We start from the raw sequence: 22413 nt of genomic DNA on the forward strand, positions 1-22413 counted from the left end.
CGTCTTCGCGGTTAATTTCAACCGCAGAGACGCAAAGTTCGCAGAGGTTATTCCTCCAGTGTGAATGGAGTGGCGGGAGATGGATGCCGATACGATTCGATGGCAATAAAGAGCCCCGCGCCGATTGCACCGATGCCAAGAACAATTCCAAGAACGAAGGTGATGTCGGCAAATGTTTCAGCCGAGTCGAGCATGTTCCATGAACGGAAAAGATTCCACCAATCATGCGTAGAAATATCCCGTGTGATGAGCGGAAGATGCCGGTACGGCGCATCACGCATATACACACTGACATCCATCATGTTGAAGCCGGTGAGAAACAGCGGGAGCGGAGCGAGTTTGCTCTTCTCTTTCACCGCGATGATGAACGAGAGAAGCGGGAACATAATCTGCCAAAACGAACCGCCGAGCAAATGCAATGTCCTCCCGAAAAAACTGAAAAGAAAATGTCCACCTTCGTGAATGAAAAGAAAGACAGAGCGAATGACGAAGATGAGTGTCGGCAGTCTGGTAAAGTGCGCAACATCCTGAAAGGAGATGATGGAAAGGATGAGGACGTAAACAAGAAAACTGTAGAACACTAATTCGATGGTTAGTCTTGTTTGGTTTCCTTTGGTTGATGTTGGTTTTGGTGGAAACATCTGATGTGATTTCTTAGCGTCTGCTTTGCGTCCTCAGCGGTATATTTTTTACCGCAAAGTTCACAAAGGAGACGCATAGGACGCAGAGGTTATTTTTTCTCGACTCGTTTCAAGTCCAACTCCTTGAAATCGAAATCGAAGTTGGGAATGTCAATCTTCAACTCGGTGACGTTTCCTTTTGCATCGAGGAGAAACTGAGCGAATCCTTTGCCGAAAGGATAATTCATTGGGCGGACAGTTGCGCGAAAAGTATCGAAGTGCCAATGTTCAAGGTCGGCGACGAGATTTTCCGTCGGGTTGAACGTTACGACGAGTTTCTTATTCTCGACCGAAACGGTAACATCGCCGTACAACTCACCCGAATATGTTCCTGCATATCTCTCCAATGCCAGTGATGGCTTGGTTCCTTTCACACGAGAAGAGTCCAGCTTTTTCTCTTCTTCAATTTTGAGTGAGTCGTTATCGTGTTTATCTTTGAGATTACGCGCGTTCCAATCAATCTTTGAAACTCCGAGAAACACATCAACAACTTTCCGTGTGATGATTGAAGAAAGCGACGTCTCGCTGTTCGTCAGAACGACCACGCCCAGACTTTCTTCGGGACAAAGAATAATACGCGAAATCATCCCATCAATTGCGCCGCTGTGACTGAGAAGTTTTCGTCCTTCATAATCGCTCATGCCCCAGCCGAGTCCGTAGCCCTGAAAATGAATTGAAGGAAACAATTTTTCGGATTGCTCGCTTACGCCGACCGGCGTATGAACAGTCCACATTGTGCGGGATGTTTGCTTGCTGAATAGTTCCTTGCCGTTGAATGTGCCGCGTCCAAGTTGAAGTCGCATCCACTGAGCCATATCATGCGCTGATGAATTGATTGCGCCTGCGGGTCCGAGTTCTTCGTTCGGAAAATGCTTGACGACTCGTAATGCGTTTTGATATTCATTGTGTGGCGTTGCAATGTTCTCTGCCGCCATCAGTTCGGCAAGCGAAGTATTGGTTCGTGACATTCCCAGCGGTTGAAAAATCCGTTCACGCACAAACGCTTCCCAACTTTTTCCTGTCACCGAAGGAATAATTTCTCCCGCCGCCACGAACATGATGTTTTGATACCCGTATGTTGTTCTGAAACTCGAAGTCGGTTTCAAATACTTCACGCGACGAAGCACTTCTTTCCTGTCATACTTCGTCCAGTACCAAACAAGGTCGCCGCCGAATGTTGCAAGTCCGCTCCGGTGACTGAGCAAATCACGCACCTGCATTTCTCTTGTCACCCACGAGTCATACATTTGAAAATCAGGAAGATGTTTGATGGCTGCATCGTCCCATTTTATTTTTCCTTCATCAACTAACATGGCGAGCGAAGCGGAAGTAAATGCTTTGCTGAGCGAAGCAATGGCAAACAGTGTGTGTTCATCAACGGGAGTTTCTCTTCCCATCTCACGAACGCCGTATCCTTTTTCTAACCAGATTGAATCGTTCTTCACTATCGAAACAGCACAGCCGGGAACGTTCCAATCCTTCTGCGCTTGCTTAATGTATGATTCGATTTCTCTGAGTTTTGCTTCATCGGATGATTGGGCAAAGAGTGTAAGGGATGTGAGAAGAAGGAGAATGATGTGAGTTTTGAGATGTGAGATATGAGGCATCATGGGGCGATTTGGTTTGTTATTCATAACAGAATGAGTTTATCAGGTGGACCATGAACATCCACGTTTAGATCACCCGAAAAATTCCAAACTTCAGATATTTTGTTTCAGGCAGAGAAGGAAGTACGGGATGGTCAGGCGAGGCGCCGTGCCACTCGAGCAGGCTGATTTGCCTTCCTGCTTTCTTTGCGGTTGACTGAATGATTTCTAAATATTTGTCTTCATAGACATGATGCGAGCAGGAAGCAGTTGCAAGAATTCCGCCGGGAGAGAGTAACTCGTATGCGAGCGAGTGAAGTTGCCGGTATCCTTTTATTGCTTTGTTGACGGTCTTTTTACTTTTGGCAAACGATGGCGGGTCAAGATTAATGACATCGAATGTTTTTTTCTGCTCAATCATTGCGTTGAGATAATTAAACGCATCAGCAACGATGAATTGTGTCGTTGATTCAAGTTGATTCAATTTCGCGTTCGCTTTTGCATGTTCGATGACATCCGATGAAATATCAACGCCGACAACTTCTTTTGCGCCCGCAGATGCGGCGTGAAGCGCGAAGCCGCCGGCATTACAAAAGCAATCCAGCACGGAACTTTCGCGAACGTATCGTCGGAACGCCTTCCTGTTTTCCCGTTGGTCGAGGAAGAAAGCCGTCTTTTGTCCCTGAAGCAAATCAACGGAGAATTGAATTCCGTATTCCGAGATGATTGTCGGTTCGACAGCGCCGCGAAGTACTCCCGCACGTTGAGCGAGTCCTTCGTATGTTCGGATGACTGCTTCGTTTCGTTCGACAATTCCTTTTGGTTGGAGAAGTGATTCAAGTACATCGCAAATCATCGGCAGCCGTTGGTCCATTCCGGCAGAAAATGTTTGAACGGAAAGAAAATCGTTGTACTTATCAACAATTAAGCCGGGAAGAAAATCCGCTTCGCCATGAACGACACGGTAACTTGTTTCTTCGGGATAGATTTTTTTCCTGAGTTGAAAAGCCGATTCAATTCGCTTTCTGAAAAATTCCGAATTAATTTCTTCCTGCTGTCGCGAAAGTAATCGGACAGCAATAAGTGAATGTGGATTGTAAAACCCAATGCCGAGAAATTCATTAGAAGAATTTTTTACTTCCACCACTTCGCCAATGAGAGGTTCGCCTTCGATTTTTTCAATCTCATTGCTGAATGCCCAGAGATGTCCCGCGGCGATGCGATGGTGTTCGTTTTTTTTGAGAGTGATGAGTTTGTTCATTGGGACAAAAAGAAAAGACGTCTCATCGGTGAGACGTCTTTTCCTAGATATAATAGTGGTTAAGCCACCGTTACTTCTTTACACAGATACACATCCTGAATCGCATTCAGAATTTTCACTCCTTCATCCATCGGTTTTTGGAACGCTTTGCGACCGGAAATCAATCCCATGCCGCCTGCGCGTTTGTTGATGACTGCTGTGCGAACTGCTTCTGCCATATCGGATGCACCTTTACTTTCGCCGCCGGAGTTAATCAATCCTGCGCGACCCATGTAACAATTGGCAACTTGATAACGACAGAGGTCAATTGGATTTTCGCTTGATAATTCTGTGTACATTTTCTTGTGGAATTTCCCATACTTTAATGCTTCGTAGCCGCCGTTGTTTTCCGGTAGTTTTTGTTTGATGATGTCCGCTTCGATGGTGACGCCGAGATGATTTGCCTGCCCGGTTAAATCGGCAGAGACGTGAAAATCTTTTTCTGCTGTTTTGAACGCATTATTTCGAATGTAGCACCAGAGAATTGTCGCCATGCCGAGTTCGTGCGCTTGTTGGAACATCAAACTGACTTCCTGAATTTGCCGCTTCGATTCTGCGGAGCCGAAATAAATTGTCGCACCGACTGCAACTGCACCCATATCGTACGCTTGTTTGATTCGCCCGAAAATAATTTGGTCGTATGTGTTCGGGTACGAGAGAAATTCGTTGTGGTTGAACTTGAGGACAAACGGGATTTTGTGTGAATATTTTCGGGCAACAGCCCCAAGCACTCCGAGTGTCGAAGCAACCGCGTTGCATCCGCCCTCGATTGCTAACTTAACAATGTTCTCCGGGTCGAAGTAAATCGGGTTCGGTGCGAACGATGCGCCGGCTGAATGTTCAATCCCTTGGTCGACGGGAAGAATCGAAACATAACCGGTGTGTGCAAGTCGCCCGTGATGAATCATCCATGCAAGACTTTGCAGAACCGGAGTTGGTCGGTCAGATAGTGCATATACGTCATCTACATAGTTCGGTCCGGGGAGATGAAGCATCTCTTTCGGAATCGTTTTACATTTATGTTTGAGAAGTTTCTTGGCATCTGCGCCAAGGAGTTGTTCGATTTGATTGATAGTCATACTGTTCTTTCAATAAGGTTAGTTTCTAAGTCTGAAATAAAAATGTGTGAACAATATACAAAAATGAGGTTTATCGGTGAAATTGAATTTCACGATAAGAATCCCTACATTTTGCACCATCAATTTACAGTTCTATCTTTTTCATCAATTATTAAGGAAATGCACATGCGTTCTTTTGTATTATTCACACTTTTCATGTTATCACTTTCTTTTTCTGTCTTCGGCGGAGAACCTGTTCTCTACCGTATGGACGACTCACACTCAAGCGTTACGTTTTCACTCAAGTATTTGAAGTTTGTCAATTTTGATGGACGTTTTGATGTTGTTCGCGGCGCGTTCATGGTTGATACAAGTGACATCACGAAAACATCGTTTACGGCAATTATCAAAACAGAAAGCATCAACACGGCAAGCGAAGGTCGGGATGAAGATTTACGGGGCGAAGATTTCTTCGATGTTGCAAAACATCCGGCAATAACATTTCAGAGCAAGAGAGTTGAAAAACAAGGGGACGGGTATGTTGCTATCGGTTCCTATACCATGCGAGGCGTAACGAAAGAAATCGCATTGCCGTTTACCTATCTCGGAACGATGGTTGACCCGCGCGGGAATGTTCGCGTCGGCTTTGAATCGAAATCGAAATTGAAACGTTCGGAATACGGAGTGAGCGGTTCAAGCATGACGGTGGATGACGAGGTGAATGTCAATCTCAACATCCTTGCTGTCCGACAAAATCCTGACAGCGCGAGAATGTCATTCGGAAAAAAGAAATCCATCGCTCAGGCGATGCTCGAAACAATGAATACGAAAAGTGTGAAGGAGGCAATCGAACAATATCAAACATTGAAAGCGGACACGACGTACGATTCAGGTCCGAATCAACTCGGAATTCTCACCATGCGATTTGCCGAAAAGGGAAAAACAAAAGATGCAATTGAAATCGGCAAGGTAGGTGTTGAGGCATATCCGAATGATACTCAGCAATATTTCCGTTTGGGCTACGCGTATCAAAAGGACGGGAACAAAACGTTAGCAAAAGAAAATTACAAGAAGGCATTGGAACTCGACGCGTTCAATGCATCGGCGATGGAGATGCTAAGGTGGGTGGAGTAAGACTTGATGTGCGATACTTGATGCTGGATGCTCGTTTTATCACATTCATAGTTATCAATTGACCGTTCACAATTGACAATTTTCTAAAATCTATAAACAAAAAACCCCGCACGTGTGCGGGGTTTTGGTTATAGTACAGAATCTCGTTTAGAGAACTGAAACGTTCGCAGCCTGAAATCCTTTCGGACCTTTCTCGACATCGAACTCTACCTTATCACCCTCGTTGAGAGTTTTAAGTCCGCCGGAGAGAGCTTTGTAATGAACAAAGACATCTTCGCCATTGGGACGTGCGATAAAGCCGAAGCCTTTAACTGTGTTAAACCATTTGACTGTTCCTGTTTCCATGGAACGACCTTTCTTAATTGTATTGTAAAAGTGTACGCCGCAGTTCTGTGTTAGTAGTAAATATCAATCATTGACGATTGAAAGTGCTGGTGACCGACTTGTACCGTGAAAGGTGTTAGAGGTAACTTGAGCAGGGTTCAAAAAGCGTTTAAATGCTGAAAATTTAACAAAACGTCAGTTGGACATAACGGTGTACTGTTATTTGACGCACAAACATACACATATCTTTCCTCAATACCAAACTGTCTTAGTCATTGGTCATTTGTTATTGGTGATTTGTGAGTAGTGAGTAATAATCTTCAATCTTGAATCAGAAATCAGAATTCAACATTCAGCAATGGGGAATCACTTATCACCGATGACCTACATCCTTCATTCTGTAATAAGAGAACACTCCGAACGCCCGCGCCGCTTCGCCTTGTGCATGAACGGTTCCGACAGCACCAACGTTGTAGCCGTCTTCTCCGCCGTGCGGGTTCCAACCGTTGCGGATTGCATGGTCGGCTTCTCGGTGAAGTGTAAGCGATGCGTTGCCCTGATTGTTCGTCCAAACATGTTCAAGCATCGTTTCGATTTTCGGAAGGAGGTCGTGTAAACTATCCGGAGCGATGGAATAACCATCAAGCAGGAAATTGACAAACGCTCCGTTTCCGTCCATGTGGATTTGATAGAAATCGCCTCCATCTACCCAACCTGTTGTTGGGTCCATAATTCTCCGTGCTGTTTCAATGACAATATGTTTGTACTTTTCATCATTTGTTACGCGGTAGAGCGCGCCTGCAATCGAACAAAACTCCGTTCCATTCCACGGAATTTGTTTTCCGAACGCGGCAAGCCCCGGCGCACCTTCCCATTTGCCATTTCCTTTGTACAATGTCTTTTCGATGCCGGGAAATTTTTTATCGCCGTTCCAGACAAGAAGCGCATCGTCAAGGAATTGTTTTTCTCCGGTTGCTTCAAATAAATAACATGCAACTGTCGCCATCTGGTTCATGTTGCTGTTGGTGAAGATGCGTTCGTTCACACGATGTTGCGGTGCCCAGTTGTACCAACTCCAGAATCCTTCATGATTCGAGAGTCGCCCTTCCGCTTTTGCTTCGAGGTATCTCTGCTTTGCATCTGCGACAAGCCATCCATATTGTTTGCCCGTGAAGTTCCACCAAATCAATTCCGCGAGAGCTACCCACGCGCGGTCATCAACCCACGTACCGACACACATCTTTCGCATGTCATGCTCATACAAATGAAATCGAAGGAGCGAAGAATCATTTGTTGCTTTGAATAAGTACGCGTCGCCGATAGCGCCGTACGCGCCTTCCCAACACGGAGTATAGACTTGATGGAAACGAACGGACACTAACTTTGCACGCTCAAGCCATATATCGGTTTGCGGTTTCGGGTTTGTAGTTTGGGGGATTGTGTGATTAGTGAATTGTGATTGGTCTTTTTGGTTGAGAAAAAAGAAATAGAAGAGCAGGAACAGAACAGAGAAAGTTCCACCCATTATGTAAATAGATTTCCGGTGTGGCTTTTTTCTTTCCGTTTGATGCTGTTTTGATGTGCGTTTCGGTGACATAGGGCAAAGAATTTAACGTCTCATAGTAACAGGTTCTTTTGAGGATTGCAAATTCAAAGAGAGATTGGTATCATGGGGCGGCTCAATTGTACCTCTGTCTCACAGTCAAAAACTCAAAGGAAAATTTATGAAAACAATGCTACGCCTTCTTCTCATCGTCGGAGTTATTGCTTCGACACTCACCGCTCAATCGTTACACTATCCTCCAACAACAAAAGTCGAACAAGTTGATACGTACTTTGGAACGCAGGTCGCCGACCCGTATCGTTGGCTTGAATTTGACACAGCAAAAAATGTCGGAGAATGGGTGAGGGCACAGAACGAAGTGACGTTCTCGTATCTTGAACAAATCCCGTTTCGCAATCAAGTGAAAGAACGGATGACAAAGTTATGGGACTATCCGAAATACTCGACGCCGTTTCGCGCGGGGAGCAATTATTTCTTTTTCAAAAACGACGGGTTGCAAAATCAAAGCGTGTTGTACATTCAAAAAGGATTAGACGGAGTGCCGGAAGTGTTTCTCGACCCGAACAGATTTTCGAGCGATGGAACTGCTTCGCTCGGCGGACTCGCATTTTCGAAAGACGGAAAGTATTGTGCATACGGAATTTCCAAGAGCGGTTCCGATTGGAGAACGTTCTATGTCATGGAAGTAGAATCAAAAAGAAAATTGGATGAGGAATTGCAGTGGAGTAAGTTTTCCGGCATCGCATGGTACCGGGACGGATTTTATTACAGCCGCTACGATGCACCGACGGACGAAGCAACGGCAATGTCGAACAAGAATGAGAATCATAAGGTTTATTATCATGTTCTCGGAGCAAAACAAAGCAGTGATATTCTTGTCTATGAAGACAAAGCAAATCCGCAGCGACTTCACGGATGCGGCGTTTCGGAGGATGAGCGATTTCTGTTTCTTAGTTCGTCGCAGGGAGGAACCCGCGGCAACTCGCTGTACTATCGTGATTTGAAATCCGGTCGTGACATGTTTGTTCCTATTTCTCAAACATTTGATGACCAATTCTCCGCTGTGAATAATTTCGGAGACAAAATCCTCATTCGTACAAACAAGAACGCGCCGAATGGAAAACTTCTCCTTGTTGATACAAGAGACCCGCGCGAGCAGAATTGGGCGGAATTACTTCCCGAAGCGAAAGAGCCACTCAGCAGCGTTACAACTGCCGGAGAGAAAATTTTTGTAACGTACATGAAAGATGTTATGCCGCGCGTGTACGTGTACAATATTTCAGGAGTGATGGAAAATGAAATACCGCTTCCGATGGTCGGTTCGGTCGGCGGTTTCGGTGGGAAAAAGGAAGATGCTTTTGTGTTCTTCACGATGACTTCGTTCACGACTCCGTCTGCAATTTACAAGTATGATTTAGCGACGCGGCAAATAACTCTGTTCAGAAAAACGGAATTAGATTTTAATGATGATGAGTATGAAACGAAGCAAGTGTTTTTCAATAGCAAAGACGGCACTCGCATTCCAATGTTTATCATCCATAAGAAAAATGTGAAGTTGAACGGAAAGAATCCGACGATGTTGTACGGCTACGGCGGCTTCAATGCAAGTATGAATCCGTCGTTTGACCCCGCACGATTAGTGTGGCTTGAACAAGGTGGTGTGTATGCAATTGCCAATTTGCGCGGCGGAAGCGAATACGGAGAAAAATGGCACGAAGCCGGAACGAAATTGAACAAGCAAAATGTGTTCGATGATTTCATTGCCGCGGCGGAATATCTTATCAAACAAAAATATACATCATCGGAAAAGTTGGGAATCTACGGTCGCTCGAACGGCGGCTTGCTTATCGGCGCCGTGATGAATCAGCGTCCTGATTTATTTCGCGTTGCACTTCCGGCTGTGGGCGTGATGGATATGCTTCGATTCCACAAATTCACTATCGGTTGGGCATGGACAAACGATTACGGTTCGAGCGATGATGAAGCACAGTTCAAATATCTCTACAAATATTCTCCGCTCCATAATGTTCGTTCAAAGGTTGATTATCCCGCTACACTCGTCACAACCGCAGACCACGATGACCGCGTTGTGCCGGCACATTCCTTCAAATATATTGCGACGTTGCAGGAGAAATATAAAGGCAATAATCCCGTTCTCATCCGCATCGAAACAAAAGCCGGGCACGGCGGCGGCAAACCGACATCCAAGATTATCGAAGAGAACGCGGATATGTTCGCGTTTACATGGTACAATATGGGATTTACTCCTAAGTGGTGAGCACGTGAGTAATAGAGAAATGGAATGATGGAGTGATGGAGTTGTGGAGTGACGGAGTGCAAACTCTTGTTCTGTAAACTCTGCGCTCTCTGCGTCTCTGTGAAACAAAATATTTTCGAATGTATATTTTATGGTTTTCCGTGCCGGGAAGTCTGTGGTTCTCGACGACCTGAATTTGAAGCATTCTCAGTTGATTCGTGACGTGTTGTACCGAAATCTCTTCTCTTGTTTTCGATTGGCGGTGCAGGATTAACAGGATAATAAACCGGTATTGCGATAGGAAGAGGAGGGGGACATGGCGGGTGTGGTTCTGGTCTGGGTTGTGGTGGTGGTCCCGGTGATGGTAGTGGCGTCGGTTCATCACTTGTATCATCCTTGGGTTCTTGAGTAAAAATTAATTCCCGGTCAAATAATTTTTCTCTAAAAAGTAATCCGTCAACTAATCCATCGGATGAATGGAACCGAATGAATGCCTGTTCAATCTCTCCATCATCAAATGCAAGAATGACTGATTTGTCTTCAGCCCGAAAGTAGCCGTCTCTTCTTGAAAAGTTACTCGTCGAATTTTCCGTCGGCTCGGTCAATGTAAATTTCATATCATCATAAAATTGAAGACACGACGCAAACCAAGATGTATCTTCAGACGGATAAAACGCTCCAACGCATAGTTGTTCAACCTCTCCGAACTTTTTTCTGTTGAATTTTCTCTGAACTCCATCCGGGTAGGTTACAAGTAACCTGTTTCTCTCTATGGAACAAAGGAAATCGTTATTCTCACCTTCATCAGAAATACGAATCGAGTTTTGAGAAAGTGAATATGATTGCGGGAGCCCATCCACTTCAATCTTTGTATCTGAAAGAAAGCGAAACGTATGCACTTCCTCGAACGTCGGATATTCCCACTCTCCGCGAAGGAGTGTCAGAAGGCGTTGTTCTTCAAATGAAGTTTGGCTTTGTACTGTCGAAGCGATGACAAGTAGAGCCGAAAGTAAAACCGTAAACGAAAGTAAAACGTGTTTCATTGATTTCTCCTGAATTTTAGTCGTTCGGCTATGGACAACTACAGTGCCATTTTCTTCTTTTTATATCGAAATGAAATCGAAGAAATCAATTCAAATTCATTACATGAGAAGAAACCTCATTGGCAGTTGTCCACAGAACTCAACAACGTTTCGGGAAAAACCGACACAAAGTTAATCAGAAGTTCCGACTCCCATCTCTTCCAATAAAAATCCCGCGCCGCCGACCATTTCCGTTACCCACAGAACGTACCGAATGTCCACAGCAATCGAGCGGCTGTAATCCTGACTCCATGCGTAATCGTTAATCGTTGCTTCAAACGCGCGGTCGAAGTTCACGCCAATGAGTTCTCCGTCCGCATTCAAGACTGCGCTTCCGGAGTTACCACCTGTTGTATCGAGATTGTAGAGCATCGCAACCGGAACGTCATTCAATTTTTTGTTCTTGAATCGTCCGAGGTTTTTCGCTTTGTACTGCTCGATGAGTTTCAGTGGAGTGTTGTACGGCTCGACTCCCGTTGTTTTATCCAACACACCGCGTATGGTTGTAAAGGGAGAAGCATACAACGCATCGGCAGGAGAGTAGCCCTGAATTTTCCCGAACGTCAGTCGCAATGTGCTGTTTGCATCAGGAATAAAATCTTTCTTCATGAATTGCTGTTTTATGTCAACAAGCAGCGCGTACAATTTTGAAAGCGCCCCATCCCGCTTTTGCCGGGTTTGCTTGAGTTGTTGATACGCGGGATACAACGCTCGCGCAAGATTAACGAACGGTTCATTGGACTGTTCAAGTTCTTCCGGCTTTTTCATCAAAGATGTTAACACAAAATTTTCATCTTTTAATGTTGATGATGAATATATTTGTTCGATGAATCGTGAAATTGACTGCTCAGAATAATCATTTGTGAGAAGACTATCGAGTTGGAATATCCTCTGCCCGACAGGAAGTTTGCCGGCGCGTGTGAGCAATTCTTTGAAAAAGATTTTGTCCACCGGTTCGTGGTAATTCTTCACGCTGAGTTGCAGTGATTCTTTCATTCGGACAATGTTCCGTTCCATATATGCAGACTCGCGTTCGAGGTCGGGCTTTTGTAATTCCCGTGTCCCTTCAAACAACGTGTAGCCAAGAGAAAACAATGTTGATGCAGACCGGAGATAATCCAGCGTCATTTCGTAGTCGAAGCGTGCACGCATTTCCTGAAAGACAGTTCCGATTTCCTGAAGAATTGTGCCGCATTGTGTCTTTCGTTGTGTATCTTCATCTATAAATGATTGCAATCGTTTCTCTTCTTCCTCTTTCTTCGAGACAAGGTCAATCCGTTTCATTCCTTTAAGTTTGCCGCGGTAATTTTTCATCGTGTTGGCAAGTCCTTTAATTCTGCCATCAAGTTTGATTCCGACAGCGCGATCGTTTTCGCTCATCGTTTGCATCGTTTCGATTTGCCATTCAAACAAATCGGCAATGTAGGGCATCCGTAGTTCCTGCTCGAACGAAAGATAATGCGACGTGCGATGCCGGAACGTTCGCCCCGGATAGCCAAGAATAAACACTGCATCATTTTCTTCTACGCCGTCGGGATTTACTTTGAGAAACTTTTTCGGATGATAAGGAACATTCTCTGTTGAATACTCAGCAGGCGAACCATCTTTCCCGACATACGCACGCAGGAACGAAAAATCACCTGTGTGACGGGGCCACATCCAGTTGTCATCTTCGCCGCCAAATTCACCGATGCCCCTTGGCGGAATATACACCATGCGAACATCTTTCAAATATGTATAGATGAACAGGATGTATGATTTGCCCGCGAACATTTCTGAAACCTCCGCACGCTTGCCTGCATTTTGTTTTTCCGTTTCTGCGACAATCTCTTTGATGCGTTTGTCAATTGCTTTTGAGCGTGAAGCAAAGTCCATCGTATCGCTGATGGCGCTGAGAACATCGCCTGAAACATCTTTGTACGAATCGGTAATGCGAACAGTAATTCCTTTTGCAGGAAGTTCCTCGCCGCGTGTCTTTGCCAGAAATCCGTCGGTGATGTAATCATGCTCGGCGGTGCTTGCCTGCTGCACAGCGCCGAAAGCGCAATGATGATTGGTAATCATCAATCCCTCCGGCGAAACAAACGAACCGCTACAGCCGCTCAGTTGAACGATTGCGTCAATCAACCCGACGTCCCCCGACTCATAAATGTCTTTTGCGGTGAGATTCAATCCCTTCGCTTTGAGATTGAGTTTCCCGATTTCACTGAGCGGGTACATTCCTTCATCGGCGAGGAGTTGGAACGAAAGAAATAAGAAAAGGAGTACGGTTGCTGAAAAATGTTTGAACATGTTAAAATTCCTATAGCTAATTTTGGTGATGAAAATAATAAGAAGCGCGCAGAGTTTCAAGTTTACAGTTTCCGGTTTTCAGTTTCGCGTTTGTCGTTCTGGGTTGTTCGCTTATGGATACCTTTCTAATGTTACGATTAAATCAAAACAGGATGAAGTCAATGCGGCTGATAATCATCCATGTGGTGGTTGATTATCAGCCAAAGAAGAAAATCATAACTGACGTTACGCATACTTTCTAACCCCAACGGGGTGAAATAATTATAGAAATGAATAACAATCAAGCTAAAACTCCGTAGGAGTGATATAGAAATTCCTATTTCACCCCTATCGGGGTTTATAATTTTGTTTTGAAATTTTTCTACAATTATGATATCCTTACAGAATTTTTCATTCAATGGTGTTCCTTACATAACATCACATCATAAATCTTGAATACTCAATCATTACCACCAACCATTTCCCAAACTCTTCGTATCTTGCTTGAAAACTATTAAACCAAAAATCGTCAACCAGTTAACCTCTCACCAACCATGTTCATCGGACACTTCGCCGTTGGTTTTGCCGTAAAGAAACTTGCGCCAAAATCTAATCTTGCAACTAATTTTATCGCCGTACAATTTCTTGATTTGCTCTGGCCCCCACTCCTGTTGCTCGGCGTAGAACGAGTCGCGATTGAGCCGGGGAATACCGCAGTTACTCCGCTCAACTTTATTTCATATCCGTACTCTCACAGTTTGTTGATGACTGCCTTATGGGCAACACTTGTTGCAGGCGTATATTTTCTTGTTCGAAAAGAAAAGAGAGAAGCAATGGTGTTATGGTTCGCTGTGTTAAGTCATTGGATATTGGATGTCATCACGCACCGTCCTGATTTGCCGTTGACACCGGGCAGTTCTTCATTCTTCGGTTTCGGGTTGTGGAACTCTGTTGCGGCAACAGTCATCATTGAAGGAGGTCTGTTTGCTCTGGGAATTTATTTTTACACCATCGCAACGAAGGTAAAGAACAAAAAAGGAATAATTGGATTCTGGAGTCTCATCGCATTTCTTCTCCTCATTTATTGCATGAATCTTTTCGGACCGCCTCCGCCAAATGTTGAAGCAATTCCGTGGGCGGGATTGAGTCTGTGGCTGTTGGTTCTCTGGGCGTGGTGGGTGGAACGGAATAGAGAAGAATTGAGTTGAACAATTTGATTAAATCAGAAATATTTTCTTTTTTGGGACATGGAATTAACAATTATCAATAGAAAAGATACGAAGATTTCCGATGAAGACGACGCAGCATTACTTACGACGGGATTTTGTTTTGCGACTCATGTTCATTTCGCGGCAGTTGGCGCTACTTTCATATCGTTATACAGGGATTTTCCTACGTTACCTGAAAACCTTAAACGCGGTCTGATTAAAACAATCGTCCCTGGAAAGAATACTTCTATAACAGAGGAGAGAATTGATGAAGTCTATACCCGGTTGAAAGCGTTGAGGAAACAACGGGGAAAAATAATTGAGGAAATAAAACTGATTCGAGCTTCTGAAAAATTTATTAAGTCAATGGAAGAGCATGTTCAACAAACGTTTGAGAACTTTCTTACACATTTTCATTTAATGAATATTGTGAAGTTTACTAATGATGACGAATCGAACATAATACAGACGTGGACCCTGAACGGATATAATCCTGATTCTGACCATCCGGATTATTATCTTCATTGTGTTGCCACTACATTGTATCACCTGGAAGAACTACCATTCTTTCCCTCAGTAATGGAAACGGTAGCATGTAAATTTACGGCGAGTAATCAGGATGGACTCCCTTTGCAACATCAGGATGAGATAGTTTTCCTCAGCGAGCCATTATTTTTTCTTCCGCTTGTAGGAAAACTGGAAGAATCCCAGATACTTATCTTCCGAAACGATTTCTTCGCGGAAATGATAACGTGGCATGATCTTGTATTAGCAAAAGCTAAGGAGCTTTCTACGGTTGAATTTACATCTGAACAAATTCCTTATCTCAACAAGACACTTCACCAGTTTCAGCAGGTATGTGAATCAATACAGACGCTCATCGATGCTCATCCTTTTATCCATTTATTAAAGAGTAAGGAAGGAGAGGTCAAACAATATTGTGTGCATCTCGGAATTACTTCGTTCAGAAATCTCCTTTCAATATATCGGTTGCTGGGTATTATCAATGAACAGGAAACGCTCTACATTCTGGAAGAAACAGAACAGCACGTAAACTTGCAGAATTGCGGCTTGTTTCTGTATCTTCAATCGTACGAATCATAACATGAAAGGCGCGTATGGCATCAAAAATAAAGTTCGAATATATCGAGACTAAAGAGTATCTCGATTTCCCGGTTATCGTGGTGAGCGATATTTTCGGTTTCACCCGGTTTGCCGAATTTCATAATGTGAAGTTCATTTTCCGTGTACATGAAAATGAGTATCCTTCTTTTGTCTTCCCTCATGACGGAGCGATGTATAAAATTGACGGGCAGGGTTACCGCGAGGTTGAAGATTACTGTGAAAGTATGAAAAACGGTTTTCCCAACGCGGCGCTATTTTACGAAGCAAAGAAAAGCGGTTGTGAATCATTTACAGAGTTCGAGGAACTGAAGAAAACCGGGGTGGAAAGCAAGGAGGATTTTCTTCAGGCGCAGAAGGGTGGTTTTGTAAAAGGGTTCGATGAATTCAAGAAGAAGTTTGAACAGTACAAGAGCAATAAAAATACAGCAATCATTCCCGATAGTATTGATAATGCAACGAAACTGATGAAATACGCGATGAGCAAAGGATTGAAAACGTATCAGGAATTTGCAAAAGTGTACGATGCCGGTTACCCGGATGTGATGATGTTTACCGAGGCGAACACCAAGGGATTTGCTCACTCGCATGATTTTTATTCCGCTCTGAAAGCAGGCTTTTCCGAGGTGAAAGAATATGAGGATGCGAAGCGACTCGCCATTGCAACAAAAAAAGAATATGAAGATTTCCGCAAATTGAAGAATGCCAATATCGGACAATACGCGATGGATGTTTTTCAAGTAATTGAATTGCTCAAAGCGCAGGAAAACGGGAGCCGGCTCAGTCTCGCGCAGATACGTGAACTTCTTAGTAACGAGCAGGAAAAATATAAACGCGCATTCATCGGCAACGATATGAAAGTACTTCCGCTCTGGTATTCGCGGCAGTTGGAAACACAGGAACAGTTGCAAAATTTTTTTCTGAATCACGCGGAAGCGAAGAAGAATGGTTTCTATGACAAAGAGACGGAGATGTTTGAAATCTTCCGGCTTTCCAAAAGCAAGGTGTATATTGACGGAAGTAATGTGGCAATGCATGGCAAAGAGGAAAAGAGCGAATCGGCGCGTGCAGAAAATCTCCGAAAAGTTATTGATGCTTTGAAGGGGCGCGGCTTCAAGGATATAACAATCATCGCCGATGCTTCGCTTCGTTATCGCTTTCACGATAAGGAGATATTGGAAAGCGTAAAACAGTCTGTGAATTATTATGAAGTTCCCTCGCATACTTCTGCAGACGATTTTCTTATCGAACATGCGCGATTAGATAAGTGTTTTATCATTTCTAACGATACGTTTACCGATTGGAAAGTGAAAGATAAATGGATTGCCTTGAATATTGACCACATCCGAATCCCGTTTTTGATAACGGAAGGACGCGTCACGTTTACCGGATTGGAAAACGGAAACGGCGGTTAGTTTGGAGAGGAACGTGCAACATGCACCATGTAGAATTCCAACAAATTGTAGAAGAAACGGTCAGGAATCCTGCTTCAAAGGGTTTTAATCTTCTTCCTCAAACACGCCACGCGGAGGAAAGATACTTCCCACCATGTCTTTGTACAATGTTTGATTGTCAACTTCGTCCTTCGCGATTTTGGAGAATTGATGCAAGCCATCTAACAAGAACTCCATGGATGATGCAAGGAGGTGCTTGTTCATCTCGACTGCTTTCATAAATTTGAGTGTCGTTTCGCGAAGCCCGCGTACTTTGCTCAACTCGTTTGCATAGACATCAAACTTCATATCATCGGCAATCTGAATATTGTTGCCCGATTCAAACCAGCGAATGATGGGAGTGTACTCAGAATCTTCCATTCGATTCTTTTGTTCGGGCGTTTGTCCGCGCACCGGTTTTCGTGCAAGCGGGTCGGGAAAATATTGTTTGAATATCTCCCGGACGGCTTTTCCTATTAACGCCTTGCTGACTTTTGCCGAACCTTCCTGCTCACCCTCGAACACCAACTCGACTTTTCCTGTCATTGCCGGAAGTACGTGTTGTAAATCGCAAATACGCGGCACGATAACTTCTTCGTGATTGATGATGGCGCGCCGCTCGGCATTGCTGATAAGATTTTCCATCGCGGAGATTGTTAGCCGCGCGCTGACGCCGGATTTCTGGTCAACATATTCGCTCTTACGCGCTTCAAATGCAATCTGTTCGATTATCTGTTTGAAGAAATGCGGAATGTGAATCTCTCGTCCGTCCCGTTGAACAGAGGCTTCTTGTTCTGTAATGGAGATTGCTTCTTCAATCGTGCGCGGGTAATGAGTGAGAATTTGAGAATCAATTCTGTCTTTCAACGGCGTGATGATGTTTCCTCGATTGGTGTAATCTTCCGGGTTTGCGGTGAAGACAAGAATGATGTCGAGCGGAATGCGGATGCTGAACCCGCGAATCTGAATATCTTTTTCTTCGAGGATGTTGAACAAACCGACCTGAATGCGCGGCTGTAAATCGGGAAGTTCGTTGATGGCAAAAATACCGCGGTTCGTTCTTGGAATAATTCCGAAATGAATCACTCCCTCGTGCGAGTAATGAAGTCGTTGCGATGCGGCTTTAATGGGGTCAATGTCGCCGATGAGGTCTGCGATGGTGACATCGGGCGTGGCAAGTTTTTCCCCCAGTCGTGCATCTCGGTGAAGCCAGTCAATCTCAACAGCATCGCCATGGTCGTTTGTCAAATCAACACAACGCTTACATACAGGATGAAACGGATTGTCATTGATTTCACATCCCTTGATGACGGGAATGTACTCATCGAGCAACGAAGGAAGTTGACGCACGAGGCGCGACTTTGCTTGTCCTCGCAATCCCAACAGCATAATATCATGCTTCGCAAGAATCGCGTTGACGAGCGACGGAATTACCGTCTCATCGAATCCGATAATTCCCGGAAAAAGTTTCTCTTTCTGCCGGAGTTTCCTGATGAGATTGTTCCGCATCTCATCTTTGACGGAGACAACGGTATAGCCGGATGTTGTTAATTGACCAAGTGTTTGTGCGCGCATAGGTATCTGCAATGAAGAACAAGAATGAATGATAGATTTACATCAAAGAACGGAAAAAAGCGGGTAGAAATCAACTTTGCAATTCATTCACGGACGAGAGCGTAAATCAAGTCGTCGAATGTCTGTCCGTTTTTAGTGATGTTCTTCCGGAGGCGGGCTTCAAACCGATACCCTGCTTTTTCAAGAACACGCATCGAAGCGATGTTTGTCTCGAACACGCTTGCATAAATTCTCGCAAGGTCAAAGTTGGTGAACGCATATTCGGTCAATCCTTTTACTGCTTCTGTCATAATTCCTCTCCCGCGATATTCCTCGCCGAGCCAATAACCAATTTCTGCTGTACGTCGGTACACATCTTCTTTGAAGATCAACCCGATTCCACCAACCGCTTTCCCCTCCACTTCGATTGCAAGATTGAACGTCCCTTGTATTGTACTTCCCTCCTGAATCCACCACGTTGCTTTTTCCATTGTGTACGGATGCGGAAATACATCACGCATGTTGTTCCAGATGTTGAGATTATTTGCGTGATAGGAGAGCGATTGTTCATCGCCTTCTTGCCAGGGGCGGAGGGTGCAGTTACTGAGTTGAATGTTCATAGTTCTCTTTAGGGATAGAGAAAACTTCCGGTATTTACAAGAGAAGAATGGTAAGCGAAAAGAAAGTCTATCAGAAATTTAACAACGCACTGATTTTATTTAACGTCTCTCGAAAAAGATGGTTTGGCAGTTTACAAATAAACTCGGCTTCTCTCGACTTCCAATCAAGACTTTTGATTTGGTCGGATAAAATAACACCGCTGATTTCCAAATCATCAGAAAGCCGCACCTCAAACGGATAACCTTTTTCCTGACTTGTTATTGGACAAAAGATTGCCAAGTCAGTTTTGTTGTTGTAGATCAAGGGTGAAATTACTAAAGCAGGTCTTCTCCCGGTTTGTTCATGTCCCGATTGTGGATTGAATGTCAGCCAAACGATGTCGCCTGCATCGGGAACATATCGTTTTGGTTTCACCAGAGTTCCACCCCAACCCTATTCCCCGAATCAAATTCCCTGTGAAGGTTGGATTTCTTTATTCCTGAAATCAATTCATCCAAAGTAAATTTCTTCTCCTCAATCGGCTCGACGGTAATTTTATTATCTTCCAATGTAAGATTAACAAACTCATCCTGTCTGATTCTTGATTGGAAAGCAAATGCTTTGGGGATTCTTAACGCTAAACTATTTCCCCACTTTTGAATTTTGATACGCATACGTGACTTTCTTTTTGTTTCTACAAGAAAGATACATATTCTTTCAGAAAATCGAAAGAGTCTTATGTGCTAGTGAAAACTACATATTATACTTCAACAAAAAGCTCACAATCGAGTCTGTCGAACCGTTTGTGTTATCTATTAGGCTTGCATCGAACGAGGCGACGAGATTGGTAAGCAGACTGTAATCAGCAACGAACGAAATGACCGAGCGCTGTACATCGCCAAAGGTCGGGACGAACGTTCCGGAGAGACGGAGTTTTTCCTGAAGCAAACGATACCGCGCTCCAAGCGTGAGCGTTGTATAGTTGAAATCTCTTTGAACCGATGCTGTCTGCCCGGGAAGTTTGCTGTTGCTGAAGGATAAACCGACCGTGGACTGCAACGGGAATTTCCACGTGGACATCAACATCGTTGTAACAATCGTGCTTTTTGTGTCGAAACTTCTGAATGTCTTATCATCGGTGTTGCTCGTGCTGAAACTGAACGACGCGTTGTGTCGTGCAACTGCATTGAAATCATATCCCAACTGAACGAACAAACGACTTGTTAAATCTTCTCTAGCACTTCGCGCTTTTGTGCTGTCGGGTCCGTTCGGATCAAGCGTGTATAATCCGTTTGAACTTGTATTTTGTCCGTACCCCACGGTGATGTTCGGGAAGTTGAAGCGCGGATAATATGCAACGCTTCCGTTCCAGTTGGTGAAGGTCGTTGTTGCAAGTTTTGTCTCGTCTGTGTTATCCTTCAACTGTTCAAACGAACCGGTGAGGAAAAGTTGATTCTTTATCAACCGCAGGCGGTCGAACACGTTAAAGCCCTTCACATCTTTTCTGAAATATGTCTGCCCAAACGATTGGTACTGACTTCCATGAAAGAGATACGTCCCTTTCAAATAGTTATCGAACATATCAAGTGCAATCCCGCCTTCGTACGACGTGATGGAACTGATTTTATCAATAGAAAGCGGCACAAGATTTTCGTTCACCGTGATATATTTGGAAACGATGTCCCGGATGTCTTTGAAATCTTTCCGCTTGTCAGCCGAGTCGGCATCTGTGAAGAGCGAATCAATTTGAGCATCGGTGATGTTTCCTTTTTGAATGTTTGAATTGAATACACTCGCTCCTCCTTGCGCTGTGAGTTGCAATTTTCTATCGAACATGCCGATGAAGATGTCGGAGCCGAGGACGAGATTTTCCTGCGGCTTGATTCCGTACTTGAGCGACCCAACATCATCTTTTGATTTCAAATAGGTGAAACCAAGTTGAAACGATTCACCGCCGCCAAAACTCGGTCGCACTGCCGTCAGTTGTCGCTTGAATGTTCCGTAGCGGTATTCCGCCCAGAAATTATTTCCGTTCGTCGTATCGTACGGGCCGAACGCGCCGGTCGGGTTCGGGCGCGTTGTGTCGTTCTGTACGAACGTCAGACTATCTTTAGAGAAAATGCGAATCGCTTCTCCTTCGATTGTCCGAATGACATCGCCGCTTGCAACATCAACATTAAAGAAACCTAATTTCAGATTTGATGAAACGCCGCGTAGTCGTTTGCCGCTCATAATCATACTTGGAAACACGGGATAATCATCGCCATACCCGATGCGGAACCAGGGCGTTTTTGCCTCGATGAAGTAACGGTTCACCGGCTGACGGTCGGTTTGTTCTTCACTGCTTGCAAAGACCTTCCCGCTCAATGTCAACGCGCCTCGTTGGGTTGAAAGATTGAGCCATCCGCGATTGTACGGCTTCCATGAATTGGTAAATCGTTCATGGCGAGATTCAACCTTTGCGCTAAGGTTGTACAAAAACTTCGACGGTTCTTCTTCATACGAGAAGAGCGGACCCTGACTGAACTTCAATGTCTGTGTGTAATAGAGTTGCCCTTTTTTGCTGAACAAATCAACGCGAAACACATGGTTCCCGTCTTCAAGGGCGGGTTGAACTTTCTGCGGGTCAAGAGTAATCAGGCTGTCGGCAATGGAAGCGATTTTTGTTACATCGTTCCCGTCAATAAATAATTTCATCGTCGAAATATCAACCAGCGGGCTGACATTTTTCAGTGCGAGCGCAATCATCAACTCATCTGCGGGAACCGCGCGACCTGTATCGGGGCTGAGGAATACCACCATCCGTTCTTTCGGCGATGCAGGATGAACAACGAGCCGCAATGGATTGTTCTTTGGATTTTCCGCAGGATACGTATCGTAACCATCTTTCAGCATTATTGTCATCACGAAATAATATTCAATTTCGGTCGGGACAACTTCCTCGCCGGAGATTGTTGCTGTAGCAGAGTTTCCGGTGAGCGTCATCTCGACTCGTTTGTAGTCACTCATGCCTGGCGTCCTGTAGTTCAAAAACATTTGGTTGACACTGATTGCATTCGTCAGGTCAACCTTGACTTCAACCGGTTCGCCTTCTCTTCCTTCGCTTGTGTTGATGGAGAGAATTTTATCGCTCACTTGCGCGAACATCGGAACGCTCAACATCATGAGCAGGAAAACAGGAACTATTTTTCGTAGAAACAAATTCATCATGGCAGTTTCAAAAATTATGTGTGGTCATTT

The 22413-nt window shown here is 44.4% G+C and carries 18 protein-coding genes; 5 read left to right on the forward strand and 13 right to left on the reverse strand.

The genetic code is table 11. The features are described from left to right. Positions 1-47 precede the first annotated feature (47 nt). From HY960_07385 to HY960_07400, 4 genes are all read right to left on the reverse strand, one after another. Positions 48-641 carry a hypothetical protein gene (locus tag HY960_07385; GenBank protein ID MBI5215561.1) on the reverse strand — a complete coding sequence of 198 codons (594 nt, stop codon included), beginning with the start codon at positions 639-641 and terminating at the stop codon, positions 48-50. Between the two features lie 89 nt (positions 642-730). After that, positions 731-2314, reverse strand: a complete 1584-nt coding sequence (locus tag HY960_07390) for a serine hydrolase (GenBank protein ID MBI5215562.1) — start codon at positions 2312-2314, stop codon at positions 731-733. 40 nt (positions 2315-2354) lie between these two features. Then, positions 2355-3527, reverse strand: a complete 1173-nt coding sequence (locus tag HY960_07395) for a class I SAM-dependent rRNA methyltransferase (GenBank protein MBI5215563.1) — start codon at positions 3525-3527, stop codon at positions 2355-2357. A gap of 59 nt (positions 3528-3586) precedes the next feature. Next, on the reverse strand, positions 3587-4645 hold the full coding sequence (locus tag HY960_07400; protein ID MBI5215564.1) for a class I fructose-bisphosphate aldolase: 1059 nt from the start codon (positions 4643-4645) through the stop codon (positions 3587-3589). Between the two features lie 165 nt (positions 4646-4810). Between HY960_07400 and HY960_07405 the strand changes: the two genes are divergently transcribed. Next, complete coding sequence (locus tag HY960_07405) at positions 4811-5758, forward strand: YceI family protein (GenBank protein MBI5215565.1); 948 nt, start codon at positions 4811-4813, stop codon at positions 5756-5758. A 147-nt stretch (positions 5759-5905) separates the two neighbouring features. On the opposite strand, the gene HY960_07410 is transcribed toward HY960_07405, so the two are convergent. Both HY960_07410 and HY960_07415 read right to left on the reverse strand, forming a co-directional pair. Then, complete coding sequence (locus HY960_07410) at positions 5906-6103, reverse strand: cold-shock protein (protein ID MBI5215566.1); 198 nt, start codon at positions 6101-6103, stop codon at positions 5906-5908. Positions 6104-6455: 352 nt separating this feature from the next. Beyond that, positions 6456-7679, reverse strand: coding sequence for a hypothetical protein (locus HY960_07415; protein ID MBI5215567.1), 1224 nt, complete (start codon positions 7677-7679; stop codon positions 6456-6458). A gap of 127 nt (positions 7680-7806) precedes the next feature. Between HY960_07415 and HY960_07420 the strand changes: the two genes are divergently transcribed. Further along, on the forward strand, positions 7807-9924 hold the full coding sequence (locus HY960_07420) for a S9 family peptidase (GenBank protein MBI5215568.1): 2118 nt from the start codon (positions 7807-7809) through the stop codon (positions 9922-9924). 128 nt (positions 9925-10052) lie between these two features. Here the strand turns inward: HY960_07420 and HY960_07425 are convergent, their stop codons facing one another. Beyond that, entirely contained in the window at positions 10053-10946 is an 894-nt protein-coding gene (locus HY960_07425; protein MBI5215569.1) for a hypothetical protein, read from the reverse strand. A gap of 171 nt (positions 10947-11117) precedes the next feature. Beyond that, positions 11118-13277, reverse strand: a complete 2160-nt coding sequence (locus HY960_07430) for a S46 family peptidase (GenBank protein ID MBI5215570.1) — start codon at positions 13275-13277, stop codon at positions 11118-11120. 533 nt (positions 13278-13810) lie between these two features. Here HY960_07430 and HY960_07435 point away from each other — a divergent pair. Genes HY960_07435 through HY960_07445 form a run of 3 tightly spaced genes read left to right on the forward strand, consistent with a single transcriptional unit; the run spans position 13811 to position 17001 of the window. Continuing rightward, positions 13811-14464: a hypothetical protein gene (locus HY960_07435; GenBank protein ID MBI5215571.1), complete on the forward strand. Its 654-nt coding sequence runs from the start codon at positions 13811-13813 to the stop codon at positions 14462-14464. 39 nt (positions 14465-14503) lie between these two features. Then, the gene (locus HY960_07440; protein ID MBI5215572.1) at positions 14504-15568 is read left to right on the forward strand and encodes a hypothetical protein; all 1065 of its coding nucleotides are present in this window, start codon (positions 14504-14506) and stop codon (positions 15566-15568) included. 14 nt (positions 15569-15582) lie between these two features. Then, entirely contained in the window at positions 15583-17001 is a 1419-nt protein-coding gene (locus HY960_07445; protein MBI5215573.1) for a hypothetical protein, read from the forward strand. An 84-nt stretch (positions 17002-17085) separates the two neighbouring features. On the opposite strand, the gene HY960_07450 is transcribed toward HY960_07445, so the two are convergent. From HY960_07450 to HY960_07470, 5 genes are all read right to left on the reverse strand, one after another. Continuing rightward, positions 17086-18594 (reverse strand): magnesium chelatase, encoded by a 1509-nt coding sequence (locus HY960_07450; protein MBI5215574.1) that lies wholly within the window; start codon positions 18592-18594, stop codon positions 17086-17088. 83 nt (positions 18595-18677) lie between these two features. Next, the gene (locus tag HY960_07455) at positions 18678-19193 is read right to left on the reverse strand and encodes a GNAT family N-acetyltransferase (GenBank protein MBI5215575.1); all 516 of its coding nucleotides are present in this window, start codon (positions 19191-19193) and stop codon (positions 18678-18680) included. Between the two features lie 70 nt (positions 19194-19263). Then, positions 19264-19611 carry an endoribonuclease MazF gene (gene mazF, locus HY960_07460; protein MBI5215576.1) on the reverse strand — a complete coding sequence of 116 codons (348 nt, stop codon included), beginning with the start codon at positions 19609-19611 and terminating at the stop codon, positions 19264-19266. Beyond that, a complete protein-coding gene (locus tag HY960_07465; GenBank protein MBI5215577.1) occupies positions 19605-19847 on the reverse strand; it encodes an AbrB/MazE/SpoVT family DNA-binding domain-containing protein in 243 nt (80 codons plus the stop codon). Before HY960_07465 ends, mazF begins: the two co-directional genes overlap by 7 nt. Positions 19848-19926: 79 nt before the next feature. Next, positions 19927-22383 carry a hypothetical protein gene (locus tag HY960_07470; protein MBI5215578.1) on the reverse strand — a complete coding sequence of 819 codons (2457 nt, stop codon included), beginning with the start codon at positions 22381-22383 and terminating at the stop codon, positions 19927-19929. Between the last annotated feature and the right edge of the window lie 30 nt (positions 22384-22413).

This window comes from Ignavibacteriota bacterium (assembly GCA_016212665.1).
GTDB lineage: Bacteria > Bacteroidota > Ignavibacteria > UBA10030 > SZUA-254 > FW602-bin19.

Excerpts from the sequence above, each read along its gene's own strand:
- HY960_07385 (MBI5215561.1), bottom strand. The coding sequence starts at position 641 with ATGTTTCCACCAAAACCAACATCAACCAAAGGAAACCAAACAAGACTA.
- HY960_07390 (MBI5215562.1), bottom strand. The coding sequence starts at position 2,314 with ATGAATAACAAACCAAATCGCCCCATGATGCCTCATATCTCACATCTC.
- HY960_07395 (MBI5215563.1), bottom strand. The coding sequence starts at position 3,527 with ATGAACAAACTCATCACTCTCAAAAAAAACGAACACCATCGCATCGCC.
- HY960_07400 (MBI5215564.1), bottom strand. The coding sequence starts at position 4,645 with ATGACTATCAATCAAATCGAACAACTCCTTGGCGCAGATGCCAAGAAA.
- HY960_07405 (MBI5215565.1), top strand. The coding sequence starts at position 4,811 with ATGCGTTCTTTTGTATTATTCACACTTTTCATGTTATCACTTTCTTTT.
- HY960_07410 (MBI5215566.1), bottom strand. The coding sequence starts at position 6,103 with ATGGAAACAGGAACAGTCAAATGGTTTAACACAGTTAAAGGCTTCGGC.
- HY960_07415 (MBI5215567.1), bottom strand. The coding sequence starts at position 7,679 with ATGTCACCGAAACGCACATCAAAACAGCATCAAACGGAAAGAAAAAAG.
- HY960_07420 (MBI5215568.1), top strand. The coding sequence starts at position 7,807 with ATGAAAACAATGCTACGCCTTCTTCTCATCGTCGGAGTTATTGCTTCG.
- HY960_07425 (MBI5215569.1), bottom strand. The coding sequence starts at position 10,946 with ATGAAACACGTTTTACTTTCGTTTACGGTTTTACTTTCGGCTCTACTT.
- HY960_07430 (MBI5215570.1), bottom strand. The coding sequence starts at position 13,277 with ATGTTCAAACATTTTTCAGCAACCGTACTCCTTTTCTTATTTCTTTCG.
- HY960_07435 (MBI5215571.1), top strand. The coding sequence starts at position 13,811 with ATGTTCATCGGACACTTCGCCGTTGGTTTTGCCGTAAAGAAACTTGCG.
- HY960_07440 (MBI5215572.1), top strand. The coding sequence starts at position 14,504 with ATGGAATTAACAATTATCAATAGAAAAGATACGAAGATTTCCGATGAA.
- HY960_07445 (MBI5215573.1), top strand. The coding sequence starts at position 15,583 with ATGGCATCAAAAATAAAGTTCGAATATATCGAGACTAAAGAGTATCTC.
- HY960_07450 (MBI5215574.1), bottom strand. The coding sequence starts at position 18,594 with ATGCGCGCACAAACACTTGGTCAATTAACAACATCCGGCTATACCGTT.
- HY960_07455 (MBI5215575.1), bottom strand. The coding sequence starts at position 19,193 with ATGAACATTCAACTCAGTAACTGCACCCTCCGCCCCTGGCAAGAAGGC.
- HY960_07465 (MBI5215577.1), bottom strand. The coding sequence starts at position 19,847 with ATGCGTATCAAAATTCAAAAGTGGGGAAATAGTTTAGCGTTAAGAATC.
- HY960_07470 (MBI5215578.1), bottom strand. The coding sequence starts at position 22,383 with ATGATGAATTTGTTTCTACGAAAAATAGTTCCTGTTTTCCTGCTCATG.